This is a genomic window from Aeromonas intestinalis, from assembly GCF_054052485.1.
This window is the reverse complement of sequence record NZ_JBSTYK010000017.1, coordinates 1-20,171: the sequence shown is the minus strand read 5'-3', so window position 1 is coordinate 20,171 and position 20,171 is coordinate 1. Positions and strand designations below refer to the sequence as shown.

19 protein-coding genes are annotated in these 20,171 nt (G+C 61.9%); 8 read left to right on the top strand and 11 right to left on the bottom strand.

The window, feature by feature from the left end; genetic code table 11:
• Positions 1-24 precede the first annotated feature (24 nt).
• Positions 25-2,094 (bottom strand): glycine--tRNA ligase subunit beta, encoded by a 2,070-nt coding sequence (gene glyS / locus ACW5W7_RS18225; protein ID WP_456502604.1) that lies wholly within the window; start codon positions 2,092-2,094, stop codon positions 25-27.
• Positions 2,095-2,103: 9 nt separating this feature from the next.
• Positions 2,104-3,027: a glycine--tRNA ligase subunit alpha gene (glyQ, locus tag ACW5W7_RS18220; protein WP_100860856.1), complete on the bottom strand. Its 924-nt coding sequence runs from the start codon at positions 3,025-3,027 to the stop codon at positions 2,104-2,106.
• Positions 3,028-3,237: 210 nt separating this feature from the next.
• Between glyQ and ACW5W7_RS18215 the strand changes: the two genes are divergently transcribed.
• From ACW5W7_RS18215 to ACW5W7_RS18205, 3 genes are all read left to right on the top strand, one after another.
• Entirely contained in the window at positions 3,238-3,807 is a 570-nt protein-coding gene (locus ACW5W7_RS18215) for a DNA-3-methyladenine glycosylase I (protein WP_456502603.1), read from the top strand.
• A gap of 108 nt (positions 3,808-3,915) precedes the next feature.
• A complete protein-coding gene (locus ACW5W7_RS18210; protein ID WP_456502602.1) occupies positions 3,916-4,161 on the top strand; it encodes a hypothetical protein in 246 nt (81 codons plus the stop codon).
• Positions 4,162-4,307: 146 nt separating this feature from the next.
• A complete protein-coding gene (locus ACW5W7_RS18205; RefSeq protein WP_349920551.1) occupies positions 4,308-4,964 on the top strand; it encodes an OmpA family lipoprotein in 657 nt (218 codons plus the stop codon).
• A gap of 250 nt (positions 4,965-5,214) precedes the next feature.
• Here ACW5W7_RS18205 and ACW5W7_RS18200 read toward each other — a convergent pair whose 3' ends face one another.
• Positions 5,215-5,562: a RidA family protein gene (locus ACW5W7_RS18200; protein ID WP_349920552.1), complete on the bottom strand. Its 348-nt coding sequence runs from the start codon at positions 5,560-5,562 to the stop codon at positions 5,215-5,217.
• Positions 5,563-5,582: 20 nt separating this feature from the next.
• Positions 5,583-5,828 (bottom strand): sulfurtransferase TusA, encoded by a 246-nt coding sequence (gene tusA / locus ACW5W7_RS18195; protein ID WP_043128975.1) that lies wholly within the window; start codon positions 5,826-5,828, stop codon positions 5,583-5,585.
• Positions 5,829-6,109: 281 nt separating this feature from the next.
• On the opposite strand from tusA, the gene ACW5W7_RS18190 reads away from it, so the two are divergent.
• Positions 6,110-6,301 carry a hypothetical protein gene (locus ACW5W7_RS18190; RefSeq protein ID WP_033132548.1) on the top strand — a complete coding sequence of 64 codons (192 nt, stop codon included), beginning with the start codon at positions 6,110-6,112 and terminating at the stop codon, positions 6,299-6,301.
• A gap of 41 nt (positions 6,302-6,342) precedes the next feature.
• Here ACW5W7_RS18190 and ACW5W7_RS18185 read toward each other — a convergent pair whose 3' ends face one another.
• The 6 genes from ACW5W7_RS18185 to ACW5W7_RS18160 all read right to left on the bottom strand — a co-directional run bounded on the left by ACW5W7_RS18185 (position 6,343) and on the right by ACW5W7_RS18160 (position 15,672).
• Positions 6,343-7,605 carry an ABC transporter substrate-binding protein gene (locus ACW5W7_RS18185; protein WP_456502601.1) on the bottom strand — a complete coding sequence of 421 codons (1,263 nt, stop codon included), beginning with the start codon at positions 7,603-7,605 and terminating at the stop codon, positions 6,343-6,345.
• 2 nt (positions 7,606-7,607) lie between these two features.
• On the bottom strand, positions 7,608-9,053 hold the full coding sequence (locus ACW5W7_RS18180) for an ATP-binding protein (protein ID WP_456502600.1): 1,446 nt from the start codon (positions 9,051-9,053) through the stop codon (positions 7,608-7,610).
• 104 nt (positions 9,054-9,157) lie between these two features.
• Positions 9,158-9,880 (bottom strand): response regulator transcription factor, encoded by a 723-nt coding sequence (locus ACW5W7_RS18175; protein ID WP_349920555.1) that lies wholly within the window; start codon positions 9,878-9,880, stop codon positions 9,158-9,160.
• A gap of 319 nt (positions 9,881-10,199) precedes the next feature.
• Positions 10,200-11,363: an acetyl-CoA C-acyltransferase FadA gene (fadA, locus tag ACW5W7_RS18170; protein ID WP_456502599.1), complete on the bottom strand. Its 1,164-nt coding sequence runs from the start codon at positions 11,361-11,363 to the stop codon at positions 10,200-10,202.
• A 21-nt stretch (positions 11,364-11,384) separates the two neighbouring features.
• Complete coding sequence (fadB, locus tag ACW5W7_RS18165) at positions 11,385-13,532, bottom strand: fatty acid oxidation complex subunit alpha FadB (RefSeq protein ID WP_456502598.1); 2,148 nt, start codon at positions 13,530-13,532, stop codon at positions 11,385-11,387.
• Between the two features lie 202 nt (positions 13,533-13,734).
• Positions 13,735-15,672, bottom strand: a complete 1,938-nt coding sequence (locus ACW5W7_RS18160; protein WP_456502597.1) for an acetoacetate--CoA ligase — start codon at positions 15,670-15,672, stop codon at positions 13,735-13,737.
• 195 nt (positions 15,673-15,867) lie between these two features.
• Between ACW5W7_RS18160 and pepQ the strand changes: the two genes are divergently transcribed.
• From pepQ to hemG, 4 genes are read left to right on the top strand one after another with little or no spacing between them, the layout of a single operon-like run.
• Positions 15,868-17,190 carry a Xaa-Pro dipeptidase gene (pepQ, locus tag ACW5W7_RS18155; protein ID WP_456502596.1) on the top strand — a complete coding sequence of 441 codons (1,323 nt, stop codon included), beginning with the start codon at positions 15,868-15,870 and terminating at the stop codon, positions 17,188-17,190.
• Positions 17,190-17,807 (top strand): YigZ family protein, encoded by a 618-nt coding sequence (locus ACW5W7_RS18150; protein ID WP_456502595.1) that lies wholly within the window; start codon positions 17,190-17,192, stop codon positions 17,805-17,807. Before pepQ ends, ACW5W7_RS18150 begins: the two co-directional genes overlap by 1 nt.
• A gap of 36 nt (positions 17,808-17,843) precedes the next feature.
• On the top strand, positions 17,844-19,301 hold the full coding sequence (locus ACW5W7_RS18145; protein ID WP_456502594.1) for a TrkH family potassium uptake protein: 1,458 nt from the start codon (positions 17,844-17,846) through the stop codon (positions 19,299-19,301).
• A gap of 7 nt (positions 19,302-19,308) precedes the next feature.
• Positions 19,309-19,833: a menaquinone-dependent protoporphyrinogen IX dehydrogenase gene (gene hemG / locus ACW5W7_RS18140; protein WP_456502593.1), complete on the top strand. Its 525-nt coding sequence runs from the start codon at positions 19,309-19,311 to the stop codon at positions 19,831-19,833.
• Positions 19,834-19,978: 145 nt separating this feature from the next.
• Here the strand turns inward: hemG and ACW5W7_RS18135 are convergent.
• Positions 19,979-20,171: hypothetical protein (locus ACW5W7_RS18135; RefSeq protein WP_456502592.1), on the bottom strand; the 193-nt coding region annotated here is incomplete at its 5' end.

Here is a 20,171-nt window from a genome sequence, read left to right as displayed (position 1 = left end):
TAATATCACTCAACCCAACCAAGATCACTGCAGCAGGGAGATATCCGCCACTTGCAGGAACAGGTTGCGCAGGTTGTTCAGCAGCGCCAGACGGTTGGCCTTGAGGGCCTCGTCGTCGGCCATCACCATCACCTCGTTGAAGAAGGTGTCGACCGGCTCGCGCAGGGCGGCCAGACGGGTGAGGGCGGCCTGGTAGTCGCCGGCGGCGAACAGCGGGGCCAGCTCGGCTTGCAGGGCTGCAACCTGGGTGGCCAGCGCCTTCTCGGCGGCGTCCTGCAACAGCTCAGTCTTGACCACGGTCGGGAGCTCGCCTTCCACCTTGGCAAGGATGTTGCTCACGCGCTTGTTGGCGGCGGCCAGGGCGAGGGCGGCATCCAGGCTGCGGAAGTGGCTGACGGCCTTGACGCGGCGATCGAAGTCGAGCGGACGGGTCGGGCGGCGGGCCAGCACGGCCAGCACCACGTCGGCACCGATGCCTTCGTCCTGATAGGCGGCGCGGAAGCGGCCCAGCATGAAGTCGACCACGTCGGTGACGACGGTCTTGTTGGTCAGCTTGTCACCGTAGACGCGAACAGCCTCTTCCACCAATTCCACCAGATCCAGATCCAGCTGCTTCTCGGTCATGATGCGCAGGGCACCGATGGCGGCGCGGCGCAGGGCGAACGGGTCTTTGTCACCCTTCGGCAGCATGCCGATGCCGAAGATACCGGCCAGGGTGTCGAGCTTGTCAGCCAGCGCCACGGCGCAGGCTTCCAGACCGGACGGCAGGGCATCACCGGCGAAGCGCGGCATGTACTGCTCGTTCAGAGCCACGGCCACCACTTCGTCTTCGCCGTCGTGACGGGCGTAGTGCATCCCCATCACCCCCTGGGTGCTGGCGAACTCACCGACCATGTTGGTCATCAGATCGCACTTGGAGAGCAGGCCGGCACGCTTGGCCTTGGCCACGTCGGCACCGATGCGCTCGGCGATAAAGCCGGCGACGGTCTCGATGCGCTCGACCTTGGCCTTGACGGTACCGAGCTGCTGCTGGAACAGCACGGTTTCGAGGCGCGGCAGGCGCGAGGCCAGGGTCTGCTTCAGATCGGTCTTGAAGAAGAACTCGGCGTCAGAGAGACGGGGACGAACCACCTTCTCGTTGCCGCTGATGATCTGGCTCGGGTCCTTGGACTCGATGTTGGTGACGAAGATGAATTTGGGCAGCAGTTTGCCGCTCTTGTCATAGACCGGGAAGTACTTCTGGTCACCCTTCATGGTGTGTACCAGCGCCTCGGCGGGCACGGCCAGGAACTTCTCTTCGAAGTTGGCGGTCAGCACCACCGGCCATTCGACCAGGGCGGTGACTTCTTCCAGCAGGGCGTCGTCCAGATCGGCGACCCCACCGAAGGCGGTGGCGGCCGCTTCGACATCGCTCTTGATCTTGGCCTTGCGGGCCATGAAATCGGCTACTACCTTGCCTTTTTCCAGCAGGATCTGCGGGTATTGGCCGGCTTTGTCGATGATGATCTCGCTCTCACCCATGAAGCGGTGGCCGCGGAGGGTGCGGGCGGAGTCGATACCCAGGATGGTGGCGGGCACCAGCTCGCCATCCAGCAGCAGGGTCACGGTGAACACCGGACGCACGAACTGGATGGTCTTGTCGCCCCAGCGCATCATCTTGGGGATAGGCAGCTTGGCCAATGCGGCAGCGACCAGATCACCCAGCAGCTCTTTGGCCGGGCGGCCTTCAACCTTGGCGTTGTGGACCAGCCACTCGCCCTTGTCGGTGACCAGACGCTCGGCCTGTTCGACCGTGATGCCGTTGCCACGGGCCCAGCCTTCGGCAGCCTTGGTCGGCTTGCCATCGGCATCGAACGCCTGGGAGACGGCCGGGCCGCGCTTCTCGACGCTCTTGCTCGGCTGATCGCTGGCCAGTTCGGATACTTTCAGTGCCAGACGGCGCGGGGAGGCGAACCACTCGACGCCGCCGAAGGCCAGATCGGCCTTGGTCAGCTCGGCCTTGAAGTTGTCGGCAAAGGCTTCGGCCAGGGAGCGCAGGGCCTTGGGGGGCAGCTCGGCGGTGCCGATCTCTACCAGAAATGTATGTTGTGCCATGTCCGTTCCTTAACCTTGCTTGTTCTCAGTGCGCTGACACATGGGGAAGCCCAGCGCCTCGCGGGAGGCGTAGTAGGCCTCGGCCACGGCCTTGGTCAGGGTGCGAATGCGCAGGATGTAGCGCTGACGCTCGGTGACCGAGATGGCCTTGCGGGCATCCAGCAGGTTGAAGGAGTGCGCGGCCTTGAGGATGCGCTCGTAGGCGGGCAGGGGCAGCGGTTTTTCCAGCCCGAGCAGGTGCTGGGCTTCCTTCTCGTACTGCTCGAAGCAGTGGAACAGGAAGTCCACGTCGGCGTGCTCGAAGTTGTAGGTGGACTGTTCCACCTCGTTCTGATGGAACACGTCGCCGTAGGTGGTCTTGCCCAGGGGGCCGTCGGACCACACCAGGTCATAGACGCTGTCCACGCCCTGGATGTACATGGCCAGACGCTCGAGACCGTAGGTGATCTCGCCGGTGACCGGCTTGCATTCGAGGCCGCCAACCTGCTGGAAGTAGGTGAACTGGGTCACTTCCATGCCGTTGAGCCACACTTCCCAGCCCAGACCCCAGGCACCCAGGGTCGGGTTTTCCCAGTTGTCTTCCACGAAGCGGATGTCGTGGATCTCGGGATCCATGCCCAGCTCTTTCAGGGAGCCGAGGTAGAGTTCCTGGATGTTGTCGGGGGACGGCTTGATGATCACCTGGAACTGGTAATAGTGCTGCAGGCGGTTCGGGTTCTCACCGTAGCGGCCGTCGGTGGGACGGCGGGACGGTTGCACGTAGGCGCAGGCGATGGGCTCCGGGCCCAGGGCGCGCAGGCAGGTCATGGGGTGGGAGGTACCGGCACCCACTTCCATATCCAGCGGCTGAATGATGGTACAGCCCTGGCGGGACCAATAGTCCTGCAGCTGCAGGATCAGGCCCTGAAAGGTTTTGACATCGAATTTTTGCATAGTGTTTTTCGCGCGAAGTGAAATCAGAGCAAGATTTGCTGAATGTGAACCGAAGGAGTATACCGTCTGGCATGGTCGGATAATAGGCGAAATTACAGGGGATTAGTGGGGGAATGCTGCATCCGGCCTGGTGGGGCCGGGGTGATGGCGGCATGATCTCATCGTCGAAATCCCGCCGAGAGGCGACGATTCAATCACAGGAGACAAAGAATGGAACTGCGCTGCGCCTGGGTGACCAAGGACCCGGAATACATCGAATATCATGACAAACAGTGGGGGCGGCCGGTACGCGATCCGCGAGAGCTGTTCGCCAAGCTCTGCCTCGACGGCCAGCAGGCGGGCCTCTCCTGGATCACCATTCTCAAACGCACCGACAGCTACTATCGCGCCTATGCGGATTTCGATCCCAACCTCATCGTGCGCTTCGATGAGCAGGATGTGGAGCGGTTGATGCAGGACACCGGCATCATCCGCAATCGCCTCAAGGTGCAGTCAGTCATCAAAAACGCCCGCGCCTATCTGGCGCTCGAGGCGCAGGGTATCGATTTTGCTGACTACCTGTGGGGCTTCGTCGGCGGCGCGCCCATCGTCAACCAGCGCCAGGGCAACGGCGACATTCCCGCCACCTCACCCGAATCCGACGCCATGGCCAAGGCGCTCAAGAAGCTGGGTTTCACCTTCGTCGGCAGCACCATCTGCTACGCCTTCATGCAGGCGGTGGGCATGGTGAACGATCATCTGGTGACCTGTCCCTGCCACGCCGAGTGTCAGCAGTCATAGGGCTCTCTTGCCTCTGGTACAGCCTGGATACAGCCTGAAGAGCCAAAATATCTCTTTTGATCGCACAGATGCCGTGCCCGTGTCGGGGTACTGAGTCGAGGAGTGTTTATGAAAAAGTCTGTATTGATGTTGCTGGCCACCACCACGCTGCTGGCCGCCGCCCTGCCCGCCCAGGCCACCGTTCAGGGTGAGCAGCGCCGCGAGGCGCGCGACGTTCGCCAGGAAACGCGCCAGGAGTCCCGCGAGCAGAAGCAGGAGTGCCGCGATGGCCTGGTGGGCAATGCCGATTGCCGTCAGGATCACCGTCATGACAAGCAGGAAGGGCGCCAGAAGGCCCGGGAAATCAAATACTGAGGTGAGGCTGGCTCGCCTGCCATGTCACCACGAGGGAGCCCTGCGCCCTCGTGGTGATTCTTGTTTTCGAGCGTCACACTCTGGCGCCCCTCTCGGGTAGAATGCCGGGCCATTGGCCAGAGTCATTCTTCTTCAGAGGTTGTCCCATGCATTTCAAGAAACTTGTTCCCGCCCTTGCACTGACCATCGCCATCACTGGCTGCACCACCAATCCCTACACCGGTGAATCCCAGACCTCCAAGGGAGCCTGGGGCGCGCTGGCCGGTGCCGCCACCGGTGCCGCCGTGGGCGCGCTCTCCTCCAGCAAGGGGGATCGCAAGAAGGGTATCCTGACCGGTGTGGCCGCTGGCGCCGCCCTGGGTGGCGGTATCGGTTACTACATGGATGTGCAGGAAGCCAAGTTGCGCGAGAAGCTGCAGGGCACCGGCGTCAGCGTGACCCGCAACGGCGATCAGCTGATCCTCAACATGCCGAACAATGTCACCTTCGACAGCTCCAGCGCCCAGCTGAAGGCGGCCGGTGCCAACACCCTGTCCGGTGTCGCCATGGTGGTCGCCGAGTTCGACAAGACCCGCCTGAATGTGGTCGGTCACACCGACAGCACCGGTTCCCGCGAGCTGAACATGAAGCTCTCCGCCCAGCGTGCCGACGCCGTCGCCGCCCAGCTGATCGGCCAGGGTGTCACCGGCAGCCGCATCTCCACCACCGGGGTGGGCCCGGATCAGCCGGTCGCCACCAACAGCACCGCCGAAGGCAAGGCCCAGAACCGTCGGGTAACCATCACCCTGACTCCGACCGCCTGATAACGCTGCGGTTCGTTCAAACAAAAAGGCCCCGCCAATCTGGCGGGGCCTTTTTCATGGGGACATGACCTGTGTTCTTTGCCCCCTTCTCCCCCTTGCGGGAGAAGGGTTGGGGATGAGGGGCTAACCCCGCCTCAGACAGCTGCGGTCAGCTGCACTTAGACCTTATAGCCCTCGTGGGCGAGACGGGCCAGCACGCAGGCTCGCACCGGGGCCGTGTTGGCGAGAGGATCCAGGCGGCGCGCTCGACTTATACGGCGGCGGTCAGCTGTACTTCGACCTTGTAGCCTTCGTGGGCGAGGCGGGCCTGCACGCAGGCTCGCACCGGGGCGGTGCCTGCCGGGATCCAGGCGTCCCACTGGGCGTTGAAGGCGGCGATGTCGCCAATGTCCTTGAGATAGATGTTGGCCATCAGGATCTTGTCGACCCCTGAGCCATTGGCTTCCAGCAGGCGTTGCAGGCTGGTCAGTACCTCGCGGGTCTGCTCATGGATGTCGGCTTCATCCGTGGCGGGCACTTCCACCACATAGAGGGTGCCGTTGTGAATGACGACATCTGACCAACGCTGGGTGGTACCGACTCGGGTAATGGCTGTCATGGGCTCTTCCTGCTGTGGGATCACTGACCCTTGCGGATCAGATAACGGTATGGGGCCTGCTCGGTTTCACTGGCGATCAGGGTGTGATCCATGAAGCGGCAGAAACTGGGGATGTCGCGGGTGGTGGAGGGATCGTCGGCACTGACCAGCAGGGTCTCGCCTTCGGCCATCAGCCGCACTTTTTTACGCACCATCATTACGGGCTCGGGACAACGAAGCCCAATTGCGTCCAACTCATGTGTCGCATCGCAGAATAAAGTACTCATTAATAATCAACCTTCAGCCGCACTTTCTTGCGCGTTATCGTCACGGGCTCGGGACAACGAAGCCCAATTGCGTCCAACTCATGAGTTGCGTCGCAGAATAAAGCACTCATCAATAATAAACCTTCAACCAATTCAGCTGCCAATGATACTCAAGGCGAAAAAATAATCAAATCGGGAGGCCATTTGGCAGCATATGTAACCAAAGTGTGATCTGGCTCTATTCACACCCCGCCCGATGAGTAATATAAAAATTGAACCATATTCAACAAGGAGGTGTGAATATGCAGGTCTCCTACGGCAGATTGCAAGCCTACGCAGGCATGGGGTTCTTGTCATTCGCGATGATAGTGCTGGGCAGCCCCATCGGAAACACCGGCACCTGGTTCGGGTCCATGGTGATGATAGGGTTGGGACTCTGGATAGAGCTCAGCGACTACTATGACGAGGATGAGGACGAAAACGATCGATCCTGACCCCAAGATGACGACTCAAAGGCGGACCCGGTCCGCCTTTGTCATTCCTGCTCCGCGCCGGTGCCGCTGCGGGTCGAACGCATGGCCCGCTCCAGTTGCAGCGCCGTCTGCTCGGGGTTGGCTCTGGGGTCGTTGAAGAAGCTGCTCAGTACATCCATGATCGCCTGGCGCATATTGGTGGGCACCGCCATCCCGTCCGACATGCTGGGCAGCAGGTTGCCATCCTGCTCCGCCTGCTGGAAGTCCTGGTATGAGCGGATGGCGCAGCGATCGAACTGGCGCATGTCAGGTTGGCTCAGCGCCGGGATCGAGCCCTTGACCCGGTTGAATTGAGCCTGGAACTCGGGCGTCATCAGCAACTGGGCCAGCTCTCCCTGAGCCTGCAACTGGGCGGGGTCCCGCTGCTTGAACATGGCGATGGAGTCCAGGTTGTAGCTGAACAGGCCCGCGCTGCCGGGGCTCGGCAGACACTCGATGTCTTCCCCCGGGCGATAGTTGCCGGCACTCAACTCCCCTTTCACCCAGTCCCCCATGATCTGCATGGCGGCACCGCCGCTCTCCAGCAGATTGGTGGCCTGATGCCACTTCAACCCGGCGTACTTCTCGGGTACGAAGTCGCGCAGCTGCTGGAAGCGGGTCAGTGCCCGCACCATCTCGGGGCCGGTGAGGGTGGCCGGATCCTGTTCCAGGAAGGCCTTGCGATAGAAGGCTTTGCCTCCTTCCCCCAGCACCACGGTTTCGAACAGCACGGTCAGCTGCCAGGGTTCATTGCCGATGGCGAGCGGTGTCACCCCCTTGGCCTTGAGCTGCTTGGCCACCGTCACGAACTGATCCCAGTCGGTGGGCGGGGTGAGCCCGAGCCGCTCGAAGACGGCGCGGTTGAGCCAGAGCCAGTTGATCCGGTGGATGCCGATGGGGACGGCCATCAGGGTGCCGTTGTGGCTGAGGGTATCCCGCACCATGGGCGGCATCTTGGGATACCAGCCGAGGTGTTCGGCCATGGGGCTGAGGTCGCGCAGGAAGCCGAGGCTGGCCCATTCATCCAGCTCATAGCCCTTGAGATTGGCCGCCTCCGGCGGGTTGGCCGCGAGCGCCCGGCTTTTCAGCACCGTCATGGCGCTCTTGCCACCGCCGCCCTGTACCGCGAAGTCGTTCCACTGGTTGCCGCGCTCGGCCCACTCTGACTTGAGCACCTCCACGGCCTTGGCTTCGCCACCTGAGGTCCACCAGTGCAGCACCTCCACTTGCGAAGCGTTGACAGGAAGGGAGAGCAGGGTGACGACGGCGAACGGGGACCACTTCATGATTACTGCCTTGGTAGGGAGAGAGTGGCCTGCAGGCCACCCTGGGGGCGATTTTCCAGCACCAGATCACCGCCATGGGCATGGGCGATGTTGCGGGCGATGCCAAGGCCAAGGCCGGTGCCCGAGGGGTCCGTGCTCAGCCGGTAATAGGGTTCGAAGATGCGTTCGAGTTGATCGTCCGGGAGGCCCTGCCCCTCATCCATGATGAACAGGATCAGCATCTCTTCGTCATCCATGATGATGATGCGCACCCGGTTGCCGTACTTGATGCCGTTGTCCACCAAGTTGCCGATGCAGCGCTTGAGCGCCAGCAGCTTGCCACGATAGGGCCACTTGCACTGCCCCTCGATGAAGAGCAGGTCCTCGTGCAGGTTCAAGGACTCCGCCATCTGCTCCAGCAGGGCGTTGACGTCGATCTGCTCGATGTTCTCGTGAATGTCGGTTTCTTTGACGGTCTGCAGTGCCCCCTTCACCATCAGTTCCAGTTCGTCCAGATCCTTGTTGAACTTGGCGATCTGCACCTCGTCGTCCAGCAGCTCGACCCGCAGCCGCAGCCGGGTGATGGGGGTCTTGAGATCGTGGGAAATGGAGCTGAACAGCCGCTCCCGATCGTCGATGAAGCGGCGGATGCGCTGCTGCATGATGTTGAAGGCGCGGGTGGCGGCGACGATCTCCGAGGCCCCTTCCTCCTTGAGAGCGGGCTGATCGATGTCCTTGCCAAGGTTGGCCGCCGCCTTGGCGAGCCGGCGCAGGGGCCGGGTCTGCCAGCGCACCAGCATGAAGGTGAAGAAGCAGAGGAAAACCGTCATCAGGGCGATGAAGCGCACCTGGTTGCTCGGCATCACGGTGTCGTCGAGGGTCATGTAGGGGGCGGGCAGCAAGGCCGCCAGATAGAGCCACTCCCCCGGTTCTATCTCGATCTGGGTCACCAGCACCGGCGGGTTGATGGGTTCAAGCGACAGGGTGTAGCGGGCCCAGGAGGAGGGCAAGTCCGCCAGCAGGGTGTCGTTGTTGAAGACGTGCAACTCCTCGGGGCGGGAGAAGTCCACCTTGATGGCCATGGCATCGGAGAGCTTGCGGCCCAGTACATCCTGCACCTCTTTCAGGACTAGCGTCTTGCGTTCGCTGTCCGGAATGGCGCTGATGTGGATCTCTTCTTCATTGAGGGAGACGAAGAAGCGGCTGCCCCCCATGTTGCGCAGCTGATCCAGCGCGATGTGGCGGTATTGCAGGGGCAGGGACTTGAAGAAGTTGACGGTGGAGGCCGCCGACAGCGCCAGGTTGCGGGTGGTGCTGAGCATGCCCTCCAGCTCCCGCTTCTGGATCTGCTGCATCCAGATGCCGGTGAGTATGGTCTGGGAGAGCAGGATGGCGAGCAGCAACAGCAGCAACATCCGCGACAGCAGGGAGCGGGGCACCAGGGCTTGCCAGAATCGCCGACCTCTCATGGGGTTTCGTACCTCTTGTCTGCCTGCATCGGGTCGCTACCGCGGAGTCTGCCTGTCATGGGGTCTGGTGCACCTGTAGTGGATCCCGCCGCGTCAGCGTGCGCTCAGGGGATCTCGTGGACTTCGGCGATCAGCATGTAGCCGCTGCCGCGAATTGTCTTGATGATGCGCGGGCTCTTGCCGTTGTCACCCAGCTTCTGGCGCAGGCGGCTGATCTGCACGTCGATGCCCCGTTCCATGGGCAGGCTCTCGCGGCCACGGGTGGCGTCCGAGATGGTGTCCCTGTCCAGCACCACGCCGGGCTGCTGCAAAAACATGCCGAGCAGCAGGGCGTCGCTGCCGGAGAGATCCAGCAGGCTGCCATCGTCGTGGGTCAGCTGGTGGCTCAGGGTGTCCAGAGTCCAGTCGGCGAAGCGCAGGCGGCGGCTCGGCTCCTTCTCTTTCTCCGGCTGGCGAAATTCGGCGCGGCGCAACAGCGCCTTGATGCGGGCCTGCAACTCGCGGGGGCTGAACGGCTTGGCGATGTAGTCATCTGCCCCGAGCTCGAGGCCGATCACCCGATCCGCCTCGTCGGAGGCCGCGGTCAGCATGATGATGGGCACCTGGGAGTCGCGGCGGATCTGCTGGCAGAGGGTAAAGCCGTCGTCGCCGGGCATCATGATGTCCAGAATGATCAGATCCGGGCTGTGCTGGGCGAGTTGCTTGCGCATCTCGTTGCCTTCGGCCGCGGTCAATACCTCGAAGCCCGCCCGGGTCAGGTATTCGTTGAGCAGCTCGCGGATCTCTTGGTCGTCGTCGACGATCAGCAGTTGTTTGCTCGTTGACATATGTATGTGCATCCACCCATTTTTTTGTGCAGATTGAACCTGTCGGGGGAGTAAAAAGCAAGCAAGGCCCCCTTCGAATGTGAAGTTATGGGCAATATAACCCCGGAATCGCGGATCTTCAGTGGCGGCAAGGAAAAAAGGCCGACCCAAACGGGACGGCCATGCGCAGATGCCGACGGCAGGAGCTACCCCGTGTGGTGGGCTCCACAGACTCGACAAAGGGCCGCAAGAGCGGCCCGAAAATTGACAAGACTAGCGTCCCTCGCAGGGGGACTGACGATGCCCGGCGCGACCGACCCGGTCGACGCAGGGCCTCTCGTTACACGCGCTCGAAGACGGTGGCGATACCCTGGCCCAGACCGATGCACATGGTCGCGACCCCCAGGGTGGCATCCTTCTCCTCCATCAGGTTGATCAAGGTGGTGGAGATGCGGGCACCGGAGCAGCCGAGCGGGTGACCCAGGGCGATGGCGCCGCCGTTCAGGTTCACCTTCTCGTCTACCTGATCCATCAGCCCCAGATCCTTGACGCAGGGCAGGGACTGGGCGGCGAATGCCTCGTTCAGTTCGAACAGGTCGATGTCAGCCACGGTCAGGCCGGCACGCTTGAGCGCCTTCTGGGTGGCGGGCACGGGGCCGTAGCCCATGATGGCGGCGTCGCAGCCGGCCACGGCCATGGAACGCACCTTGGCGCGCGGGGTCAGCCCCAGCGCCTTGGCTCTGTCCGCACTCATCAGCAGCATGGCGGCGGCGCCGTCGGACAGGGCCGAGGAGGTGCCGGCGGTGACGGTGCCGTTGACCGGATCGAACACAGGGCGCAGCTGGCTCAGGGTTTCGACCGTGGTCTCCGGGCGGATCACCTCGTCATAGTCGTAGAAGAAGCGGGCGCCGCTGGCGTCATGGCCTTCCAGCCCGACGATCTGCTTGGCGAAGCGTCCTTCCACGGTCGCGGCATGGGCGCGGCGATGGGAGCGAGCGGCGAACTCGTCCTGCTGCGCTCGGCTGATGCCGTGCAGCTTGCCGAGCAGCTCGGCGGTCAGCCCCATCATGCCGGAGGCCTTGGCCACGGATTTTGCCATGCCGGGGTGGAAGTCCACCCCGTGGCTCATGGGCACGTGGCCCATGTGTTCCACGCCGCCGATGATGAAGATGTCGCCGTCACCGACCTGGATGGCGCGGGAGGCATCGTGCAGCGCCTGCATGGAAGATCCACACAGGCGGTTGACGGTGACCGCACCGACCTGCTTCGGAATGCCGGCCAGCAGGGCGGCGTTGCGGGCGATGTTGAAGCCCTGCTCCAGGGTCTGCTGCACGCAGCCCCAGTAGATGTCCTCGATCTCGTTCGGATCGAGGTCGGGGTTGCGCAGCAGGATGGATTGCATCAGGTGCGCGGACAGGTCTTCTGCACGCACGTTGCGGAAGGCGCCGCCCTTGGACCGGCCCATGGGGGTCCGGATACAGTCGACAATGACTACGTCTTTCATGAATGGATCTCCTTTCCGCAATCAGTAGAAGGTTTTGCCCTGGACGGCCATCTCGCGCAACTTGTCGCTGACGCGATAGAGCGGGCCCAGGTCGGCATACTGGTCGGCCATGGCCACGTAGGTATCCAGACCTATGGTGTCCAGATAGCGGAACACGCCGCCGCGGAAGGGAGGGAAGCCCAGACCGTAGACCAGGGCGATGTCTGCTTCGGCCGGCGTCGCGATGATGCCCTCTTCCAGGCAGAGCACCACTTCGTTGATCATGGGGATCATCATGCGGGCGATGATGGCGTCCTTGTCGAAGGCTTGCTGCGCCTTGGCGATGGGAGCCAGCAGCTCGTAAGCGGCGGCGTCCGCCACCTTCTTCGGCTTGCCCTTCTTGTCCTGCTCGTAGGCGTAGAAGCCCTTGCCATTCTTCTGACCGAAGCGGCTCGCCTCGTACATCACGTCGATGGCGGTGCGACCGTCCTTGCTCATGCGCGCCGGGAAGCCCTGCGCCATGACGTCACCGGCATGGTGGCCGGTGTCGATGCCGACCACGTCCAGCAGGTAGGCGGGGCCCATGGGCCAGCCGAATTCTTTCTCCATCACCTTGTCGACGGCCACGAAATCGGCGCCATCGGCGACCAGCTTGGTGAAGCCGAAGAAGTAGGGGAACAGCACCCGGTTGACGAAGAAGCCCGGGCAGTCGTTGACCACGACCGGGGACTTGCCCATGGCGGCGGCGTAGGCCACCACGCGGTTGATGGTTTCACCCGAGGTCTGCTCGCCGCGGATGATCTCAACCAGGGGCATGCGGTGCACCGGATTGAAGAAGTGCATGCCGCAGAAGTTCTCGGGGCGCTTCAGGCCCTTGGCCAGCAGGGAGATGGGAATGGTGGAGGTGTTGCTGGCGAGGACGGCGTCATCGCCGATGATGCCTTCCACTTCGCCGAGCACGGCGGCCTTCACCTTGGGATTCTCCACCACGGCTTCGACCACCACATCCACGTGCTTGACGTTGTCGTAGCTCAGGGTCGGGGTGATGGCGGAGAGCACCTGGCCCATCTTGATGCCGTCGATGCGGCCCTTCTCGAGTTGGCCGTTGAGCAGCTTGGTGGCTTCACCCATGCCGAGTGCCAGCGCCTTCTCGTTGATGTCCTTCATCACCGCGGGTATGCCCTTGCTGGCGGACTGGTAGGCGATACCGCCCCCCATGATGCCGGCACCCAGCACGGCGGCGTGGCCGGTGGCCTTGCTCGCCTGCTTGGCGGCCTTCTTGGCCAGGGCCTTGATGTGCTGATCGTTGAGGAAGATGCCGACCAGGGCCTTGGCCACGTCGGTCTTGGCGAGTTTGATGAAGCCCTGCGCCTCGACGTTGAGGGCCTCGTCACGGCTCATGCCGGCGGCGGCCTCGACGGTTTTCACCGCCGTCATCGGAGCCGGGTAGTGCTTGCCCGCCACGGCGGCAACCATGCCGGCGGCGGTACTGAAGCTCATCATGGCTTCCAGCTTGGACAGGCGCAGCGGGGCCTTCTTGGCGGCACGGCGTTTTTGCCAGTCCAGCTTGCCCGCGATGGCATCCTTGATCATCTGCAGGGCGGCGCTCTGCAGGGCGGCGGGGGCGACCACGGCATCGACGGCGCCAACCTTGAGGGCGTCATCGGCACGGTAATCCTTGCCGGTGGTGATCCATTCCAGCGCATTGTCGGCGCCGATCACCCGCGGCAGGCGGACGGTACCGCCAAAGCCCGGCATGATGCCGAGTTTGGTCTCGGGCAGGCCAATCTTGGCGCTGGTGTCGGCCAGGCGGAAGTCGGTGGAGAGGATGGTCTCGCAGCCGCCGCCCAGGGCGTGGCCCTTGATGGCGGACAGGGTCGGCACCGGCAGATCTTCGATGGCGCTGAAGATGTCGTTGGCCTTTTTCAGCCAGCCGAGCAGATCTTCTTGCGGCAGATCGAAGAGCTCCAGGAATTCGGTGATGTCGGCGCCGACGATGAAGGCGTCTTTGCCGGAGGTGAGGATCAGACCTTTTAGTTCACGTTCTTGTTGTAATGTGGCGATCGCTTCGCTCAGCGAGAGCAGGGTAGCGCGATCCAGCTTGTTGACTGAACCCGGGGCATCAAACCTCAGTTCGGCAATGCCGTGTTCGAGGTAGCTGACCGACAGGGTTTCGCCTTGGTAGATCATGAGAGTGTCTCCTTGTTCCCACGTGGTGGGGGGCTTTGCTCCTTTCTCCCCAGCAGGGGGCGAGGCTCAATATTGATCCAAAGCGAGACAATTACAACACCTATTTAAAACATTCGTTTAACACTTTTGGTGTAAAAGCTCTTGTCCGGGGAGGAGGCAGAATAAAGGCGCCTCTGGGCGCCTTTCACGTGGGGTATCCGGGTCAGCTGGCCAGTTCAGGCCGGTCGCGATACTGGCTCAGCACCTCGGGATCGGCGAGGGCGTGGGTGTTGTTGACCGGCCTGTTGTGCACCACCTCGCGTACCGCCAGCTCCACTATCTTGCCGGACTTGGTGCGGGGGATGGCATCCACCTGCAGGATGCGGGCGGGGACGTGGCGCAGGGTGCAGTGCTCCCTGATCTGCTGGCGGATGCGCTCGCGCAGGGGGTCGTCCAGCTTGAGCCCAGTCCTGAGCTTGACGAACAGCACCACCCGCTCGTCCTGTTGCCACTGCTGGCCGATGACGATGCTCTCCTCGATCTCGTCGAGCTGCTCCACGTAGCGGTAGATCTCGCTGGTGCCGATACGCACGCCTCCCGGGTTGAGGGTGGCATCGGAGCGCCCGTAGAACAGGATGCCGTCATGGTCCGTCAGCTCGATCCAGTCACCGTGGCACCAGACGTTGTGGAAGCGTTCGAAATAGGCGGCGTGGTATTTGTCGCCCTTATCATCCCCCCAGAAATAGATGGGTTGGGCCGGGAAGGGCTTGGTGCAGACCAGCTCCCCCTTTTCCCCTTTCACCGCCTGACCCGCCTCGTTGAACACCTGAACCGCGAGGCCGAGGCCGCGTCCCTGGCTCTCGCCGCGATAGACGGGGCTGAGGGGGTTGCCGATGACGAAGCAGGAGCAGATATCCGTACCGCCTGACATGGAACTCAGCAGAACATCCTGCTTTATCCCTTGATATACGTAGTCGAATCCTTCAGGAGAAAGCACGGAACCAGTGCTGCAGAGGAGGCGCAGCCTGGGCAGCTCGTGGCTCTTGATGGGGGCATAGCCCTGCTTGTGCAGGGCATCCAGATACTTGGCCGAGGTACCAAACAGGGCGACCTCTTCGTCGCGGGCGAGATCCCAGAGTGCGTTGCCATCCGGATAGAAGGGGGAGCCGTCATAGAGCACCAGGGTGGCGCCGGAGGCCAGGGCGCTCACCAGCCAGTTCCACATCATCCAGCCGCAGGTGGTGAAGTAGAAGACCCGCTCCCCCGGCTTGATGTCGCAGTGCAGCTGGTGTTCTTTCAGGTGCTGCAGCAAGGTGCCGCCGATGCCGTGCACGATGCACTTGGGTTTGCCCGTGGTGCCGGACGAATAGAGGATGTAGAGAGGGTCGTTGAAGCCCATGGACTCGAACCGCAGGGTTGCGTCTGTCTGGCTTGCCAGGATCTGGCCCCACTCCTGACCGAGTTGCAAGGAATTGCCGAGCAGGGGGATCATGACCGTCTGCTCGATGCTGTCGATCTGGGCGACCACGCCGGCGACCTTGGCCTGGATGTCGATGGCCTTGCCGCCGTAACGATAACCATCCACCGCGAACAACACGCGGGGCTTCGTCTGGCCGAAGCGCTCCACCACGCTGGCCTCGCCAAAGTCCGGGCTGGTGGAAGTCCAGACCGCCCCCAGACTGGTGGTGGCCAGCATGGCGATCACTGTCTCGGGGATATTGGGCAGATAGGCGGCCACCACGTCACCGCGGCCTATGCCCTGGCTGCGCAGCCACTGGCTCAGACGGGCAACCTGTTCCCCCAGCTCGGCCCAGCTCAGCGTCCGGCTCTCGCCGCCTTCTATGCGGGAGATGATGGCCGGGCTTTCGTCATGGCGGCGCAGCAGGTTCTCGGCGAAGTTGAGGCGACTGTCCGGGAACCAGCGGGCGCGCTGCATCTCCTGGCGGTTTTCCGCCACTATGTCTCCCAGCTCACCCTTGACGCCACAGTGCTGCCAGACCAGCGGCCAGAAGCGGGTGGTCTTCTCCACCGACCATTGATAGAGGTCGGCATAGCTGCGCAGCTGCAGATCGTGGAAGTGGTTGACCTCGGCCATGAACTGATGAAGGTTGGAGTGTTGCATCCTGTCCTGATCCGGCTGCCACAGACAAAGGTTTTGCATGAGTCGTTCCTGACGGCTGATTTCTACTGTCTGGAGGCAGTGTATTGAATTGTTCTCAATTTGTTAATGCCTGGTTTTTGCTTCATAACAAAACCCTGTAACCTATGCGTTACCTCACGAAGGGAAAGCTTGACGGCTCGAGCCTTGATCCGCTTGATGTTATGCTGATCCCACATTTGCCCGGAGCAGGACGCCATGAGCAGTTACAGCCAACTTTTTGCCCAGCATCTCGATACCCTGCAGCAGCGCACCCGCGACATCTTGCAACAGCAGGGACTGGGTGGCCTGGCCATTCACTCGGGCCAGACCCATCGCATCTTCCTCGACGATCAGGACTATCCCTTCAAGGTCAATCCGCAGTTCAAGGCCTGGCTGCCCGTGCTGGACAACCCCCATTGCTGGTTGCTGGTGGATGGGGTGAACAAGCCGGTGCTGCTGTTCTACCGGCCGGTGGACTTCTGGCACAAGGTGGCGGACTTGCCCACTGCGTTCTGGGTCGACTTCTTTGACATCCGCTTCCTGACCAGGCCGGAGCAGGTCGCCGATCACCTGCCTGCCAACAAGCAGGAGTGGGCCTATCTGGGGGGACACCTCGAGGTGGCCGAACTGCTGGGGCTGGGTCATCCCAATCCCGAAGCCGTACTCAACTACCTGCACTATCACAGGGCCTACAAGACAGCCTATGAACTCGAATGCCTGCGCGATGCGAACCGCATCGGTGTGCGTGGACACATCGCCGCCAAGGAGTCCTTCATGGCGGGGGCGAGCGAGTTCGAGATCAACCTGGCTTACATGAAGGCGGTGGGGCAGGGGGCCAACGAGGCACCCTATGGCAATATCATCGCCATCAACCGCAATGCGGCCATCCTGCACTACACCCACCTCTCCACCCAGCGGATCCCGGATGCGGAGCGCTACTCCTTCCTGATCGACGCCGGGGTGGACTATCAAGGCTACGCCTCCGACATTACCCGCACCTGGGCCTGGCGCCGTGGCGAGTTTGCCGACCTCATCGCCGCGCTGGATGCCCAGCAGCAGGAGATCATCGGCGAGATAAAGCCGGGTCGTCGCTACAGCGAGTTGCATCTGCAGATGCACCACAGACTGGCGCGCCTGCTGCAATCGGTTGAACTGGTGGACATGTCGGTGGACGAGATGATCCATACCGGCGTCACCAATGTCTTCTTCCCCCATGGGCTGGGTCACTTCCTCGGCCTGCAGGTGCACGATGCCGGTGGCTTCATGCAGGATGAGCGCGGCACTCACCTGTCCGCTCCCGAGCAGTTCCCCTATCTGCGTTGCACCCGGGTGATGGAAGTGGGCCAGGTGTTCACCATCGAGCCCGGTCTCTATTTCATCGACAGCCTGCTGGAGCCGCTGCGCCAGGGTGAGCAGGGCAAGCGCATCAACTGGAACAAGGTGGAGGCACTGCGCCCCTACGGCGGCATCCGCATCGAGGACAACGTGGTGCTGCACGGGGACGGGGTGGAGAACCTCACCCGGCAAGCGGGGCTCTGATGGCGGCAGCCTATGCCATTCCGGCGGCGCCACTGGAGCTGAGCGAGGAGATCAAGAAGAGCCGCTTCATCACCCTGATTGCGCACAAGGCGACGGTGGACGAGGCCAAAGCCTGGGTAGGAGAGATCAAGCGGCAACATCCGACGGCCCGGCATCATTGCTGGGCCTTTGTCGCAGGGGCGCCGCACGATAGCCAGGTTTACGGCTTCAGCGATGACGGCGAACCTTCTGGCACGGCGGGCAAGCCCATGCTGGCCCAGCTGATGGGTTCCGGCATCGGCGAGATAGCGGCCGTGGTAGTGCGTTATTACGGTGGCGTGCTGCTCGGTACCGGCGGCCTGGTCAAAGCCTATGGGGGCGGTGTCGGCGCCGCCTTGAAAGTGCTGGTGACCGAGCAAAAGCGGCTGCAACGCCCTTCCCTCATCCAATGTGACTACGGCGACATGGGCACGGTGGAAGCGCTGATCAGTGTCCGTCAGGGGCACCTGCTGACGGCGGATTATGGCCAGCGGGTCAGTCTCCAGGTGGCCTGGGATGACGAGATCTGGGCTCAGGTGGCTCAGGAATTGACCGACAGAACCCACGGCCGGGTATCACTTCGTCCCTTAGATGGCTAGAATCCATCGCTCTTTTAGTCCGAAAAGGGAGCCGAAATGCAGATCCTGAGCATCATTCGTATCGTGGGCCTTCTGGTTGCGCTGTTCAGCTCAACCATGTTGTTGCCTGCGATGGTGGCGTTTGGGTATCGTGATGGCGGTGGTGCCGAGTTCGTCAACGCCTTCTTCATCGCCCTGCTGTTGGGCGCCATGCTCTGGTTCCCCAACCGTCATCAGAAGAAAGACCTGAGATCCAAGGAAGGCTTCCTCATCGTGGTGCTGTTCTGGGTGGTGCTGGGCAGCGTGGGGGCCTTGCCCTTCCTGCTCGGCGAGGTGCCCGGTATGACGGTCTCGGAGGCGTTCTTCGAGTCGTTCTCCGGCCTGACGACAACGGGGGCGACCGTGCTGACGGAGCTGGACAACCTGCCCAAGGCCTTCCTCTTCTATCGTCAGCTGCTGCAGTGGCTGGGGGGCATGGGGATCATCGTGCTGGCGGTCGCCATACTGCCGCTGCTTGGCATCGGGGGCATGCAGCTCTATCGCGCCGAGATCCCGGGGCCGGTCAAGGACAACAAGGTCACCCCGCGCATCGCCGAGACCGCCAAGGCGCTCTGGTTCATCTATCTGCTGCTCACCTCTCTTTGCGCCCTGGCGTACTGGATGGCGGGCATGACCCTGTTCGATGCCATCTGCCACTCCTTCTCCACCCTGTCGGTGGGAGGCTTCTCGACCCATGACGCCAGCATTGGCTTCTTCAACAGTCCGGCCATCAACCTGATCACCGTGGTGTTCCTGCTGCTGGCGAGCGTCAACTTCGCCCTGCACTTCATGGTGTTTGCCCACAAGCCGGTGCGGCTGAGCAGCTATCTGCGCGACTCCGAGCTCAAGGTGTTCCTGGGGATCCAGGGTGTGCTGGTACTCATCTGCTTCATATCCCTGCTGTTCCACGGCCACTACGCCACCTGGCAGGAGGCGCTCAATCACGGCCTGTTCCAGGCGGTGTCGCTGGGTACCACCACGGGCTACAGCACGACCAGCTATGCGGACTGGCCCTCCTTCCTGCCCATGTTGCTGATGTTTTCTGCCTTCATCGGCTGCTGCGCCGGCAGCACGGGTGGCGGCATCAAGGTGATGCGCTTCATGATCCTGTTCCTGCAGGGGATGCGCGAGCTCAAACGCCTGGTGCACCCGCGCGCCATTTACACCCTGAAACTGGGGCGCCGTGCCGTGCCTGAGCGGATTGTCGAAGCGGTGTGGGGCTACTTCGCCACTTATATCATCCTGTTCTTCATCTTCATGCTGCTGCTGTTGATGACGGGATTGAACGAGGTGACCGCTTTCTCCGCCGTGGCCGCTGCTTTTACCAACGTGGGGCCCGGTCTGGGGGAAGTGTCAGCCAACTTTGGCAATATCTCGGCCACTGCCCAGTGGATATTGATCGTGGCCATGTTGTTTGGCCGATTGGAAATTTTCACGCTTCTGGTACTGTTTACTCCAGCATTCTGGCGTAGTTGAGGTAGGTATGGACAAGATTTTGGTGCTTTATTCTTCTCGGGACGGGCAAACGCGGAAAATCGTGGATGCCATGCTGGAGGAGAAACCAGGGTGTGAGGTGGTGATGCATGACTTGCATACTCTGCCCAAGTGTAACCTCAGCAAGTATGCCAAGGTGCTGATCGGCGCCTCCATCCGTTACGGCAATTTCCATCCCAGCTTGCTGAGCTTCATCCATGCCCATCATGAGCAGCTGGAGGTGGCCAATGCGGCTTTCTTCTGTGTCAATCTGACGGCCCGCAAGCCCGAGAAACAGACGCCGCAGACCAATGCCTATATGAAGAAGTTCCTGCGTCTCTCCCCCTGGAAGCCGAAGACTCAGGGCGTGTTCGCCGGGGCGCTGCAATACTCACGCTATAACTGGTGGCAGACCCGCATTATCCAGCTGATCATGAAAATCACCGGTGGCAGTACCGATACCAGCCAGAATATCGAGTTCACCGATTGGGAGAAGGTACGTGCCTTTGCCCGCGAGTTCTGGTCAAAAAGATAGCAAAATGGCACTTTCATTGCCCGAGGCCCCGCTGATGCGGGGCTTTTTGTTGGATAAATAAGCACTCGAAGGCTCAAAGTAAGAAAAAGGAATGTTTTTGCATATTTTCCCTTGTCATCCCGGCGCGGCTCCCTATAATGCGCCCCTACCAGCACGGCGGTCCACGCCAACCTGATAAGCTCGCTTCCTCTGGAAGCCAGCGCCGAAAGAAAAGCGAAAACAAGCGCTTGACTTTCGAAGTGAGGTCGGTATTATACGCCACCTCAGCGCGACAAGCGCCACGCTCTTTAACAATTTGAATCAAGCAATCTGTGTGGGCACTCACAGCATCGAGCATC

Bases quoted from the DNA above. Each gene is read 5' to 3' on its own strand.
- hemG (WP_456502593.1), top strand. From the start codon at position 19,309: ATGGACAAGATTTTGGTGCTTTATTCTTCTCGGGACGGGCAAACGCGG.
- tusA (WP_043128975.1), bottom strand. From the start codon at position 5,828: ATGAGTACTTTATTCTGCGATGCGACACATGAGTTGGACGCAATTGGG.
- ACW5W7_RS18185 (WP_456502601.1), bottom strand. From the start codon at position 7,605: ATGAAGTGGTCCCCGTTCGCCGTCGTCACCCTGCTCTCCCTTCCTGTC.
- fadB (WP_456502598.1), bottom strand. From the start codon at position 13,532: ATGATCTACCAAGGCGAAACCCTGTCGGTCAGCTACCTCGAACACGGC.
- ACW5W7_RS18145 (WP_456502594.1), top strand. From the start codon at position 17,844: ATGCAGATCCTGAGCATCATTCGTATCGTGGGCCTTCTGGTTGCGCTG.
- ACW5W7_RS18205 (WP_349920551.1), top strand. From the start codon at position 4,308: ATGCATTTCAAGAAACTTGTTCCCGCCCTTGCACTGACCATCGCCATC.
- ACW5W7_RS18215 (WP_456502603.1), top strand. From the start codon at position 3,238: ATGGAACTGCGCTGCGCCTGGGTGACCAAGGACCCGGAATACATCGAA.
- ACW5W7_RS18210 (WP_456502602.1), top strand. From the start codon at position 3,916: ATGAAAAAGTCTGTATTGATGTTGCTGGCCACCACCACGCTGCTGGCC.
- ACW5W7_RS18175 (WP_349920555.1), bottom strand. From the start codon at position 9,880: ATGTCAACGAGCAAACAACTGCTGATCGTCGACGACGACCAAGAGATC.
- glyS (WP_456502604.1), bottom strand. From the start codon at position 2,094: ATGGCACAACATACATTTCTGGTAGAGATCGGCACCGCCGAGCTGCCC.
- ACW5W7_RS18160 (WP_456502597.1), bottom strand. From the start codon at position 15,672: ATGCAAAACCTTTGTCTGTGGCAGCCGGATCAGGACAGGATGCAACAC.
- ACW5W7_RS18200 (WP_349920552.1), bottom strand. From the start codon at position 5,562: ATGACAGCCATTACCCGAGTCGGTACCACCCAGCGTTGGTCAGATGTC.
- ACW5W7_RS18180 (WP_456502600.1), bottom strand. From the start codon at position 9,053: ATGAGAGGTCGGCGATTCTGGCAAGCCCTGGTGCCCCGCTCCCTGCTG.
- fadA (WP_456502599.1), bottom strand. From the start codon at position 11,363: ATGAAAGACGTAGTCATTGTCGACTGTATCCGGACCCCCATGGGCCGG.
- ACW5W7_RS18150 (WP_456502595.1), top strand. From the start codon at position 17,190: ATGGCGGCAGCCTATGCCATTCCGGCGGCGCCACTGGAGCTGAGCGAG.
- pepQ (WP_456502596.1), top strand. From the start codon at position 15,868: ATGAGCAGTTACAGCCAACTTTTTGCCCAGCATCTCGATACCCTGCAG.
- ACW5W7_RS18190 (WP_033132548.1), top strand. From the start codon at position 6,110: ATGCAGGTCTCCTACGGCAGATTGCAAGCCTACGCAGGCATGGGGTTC.
- glyQ (WP_100860856.1), bottom strand. From the start codon at position 3,027: ATGCAAAAATTCGATGTCAAAACCTTTCAGGGCCTGATCCTGCAGCTG.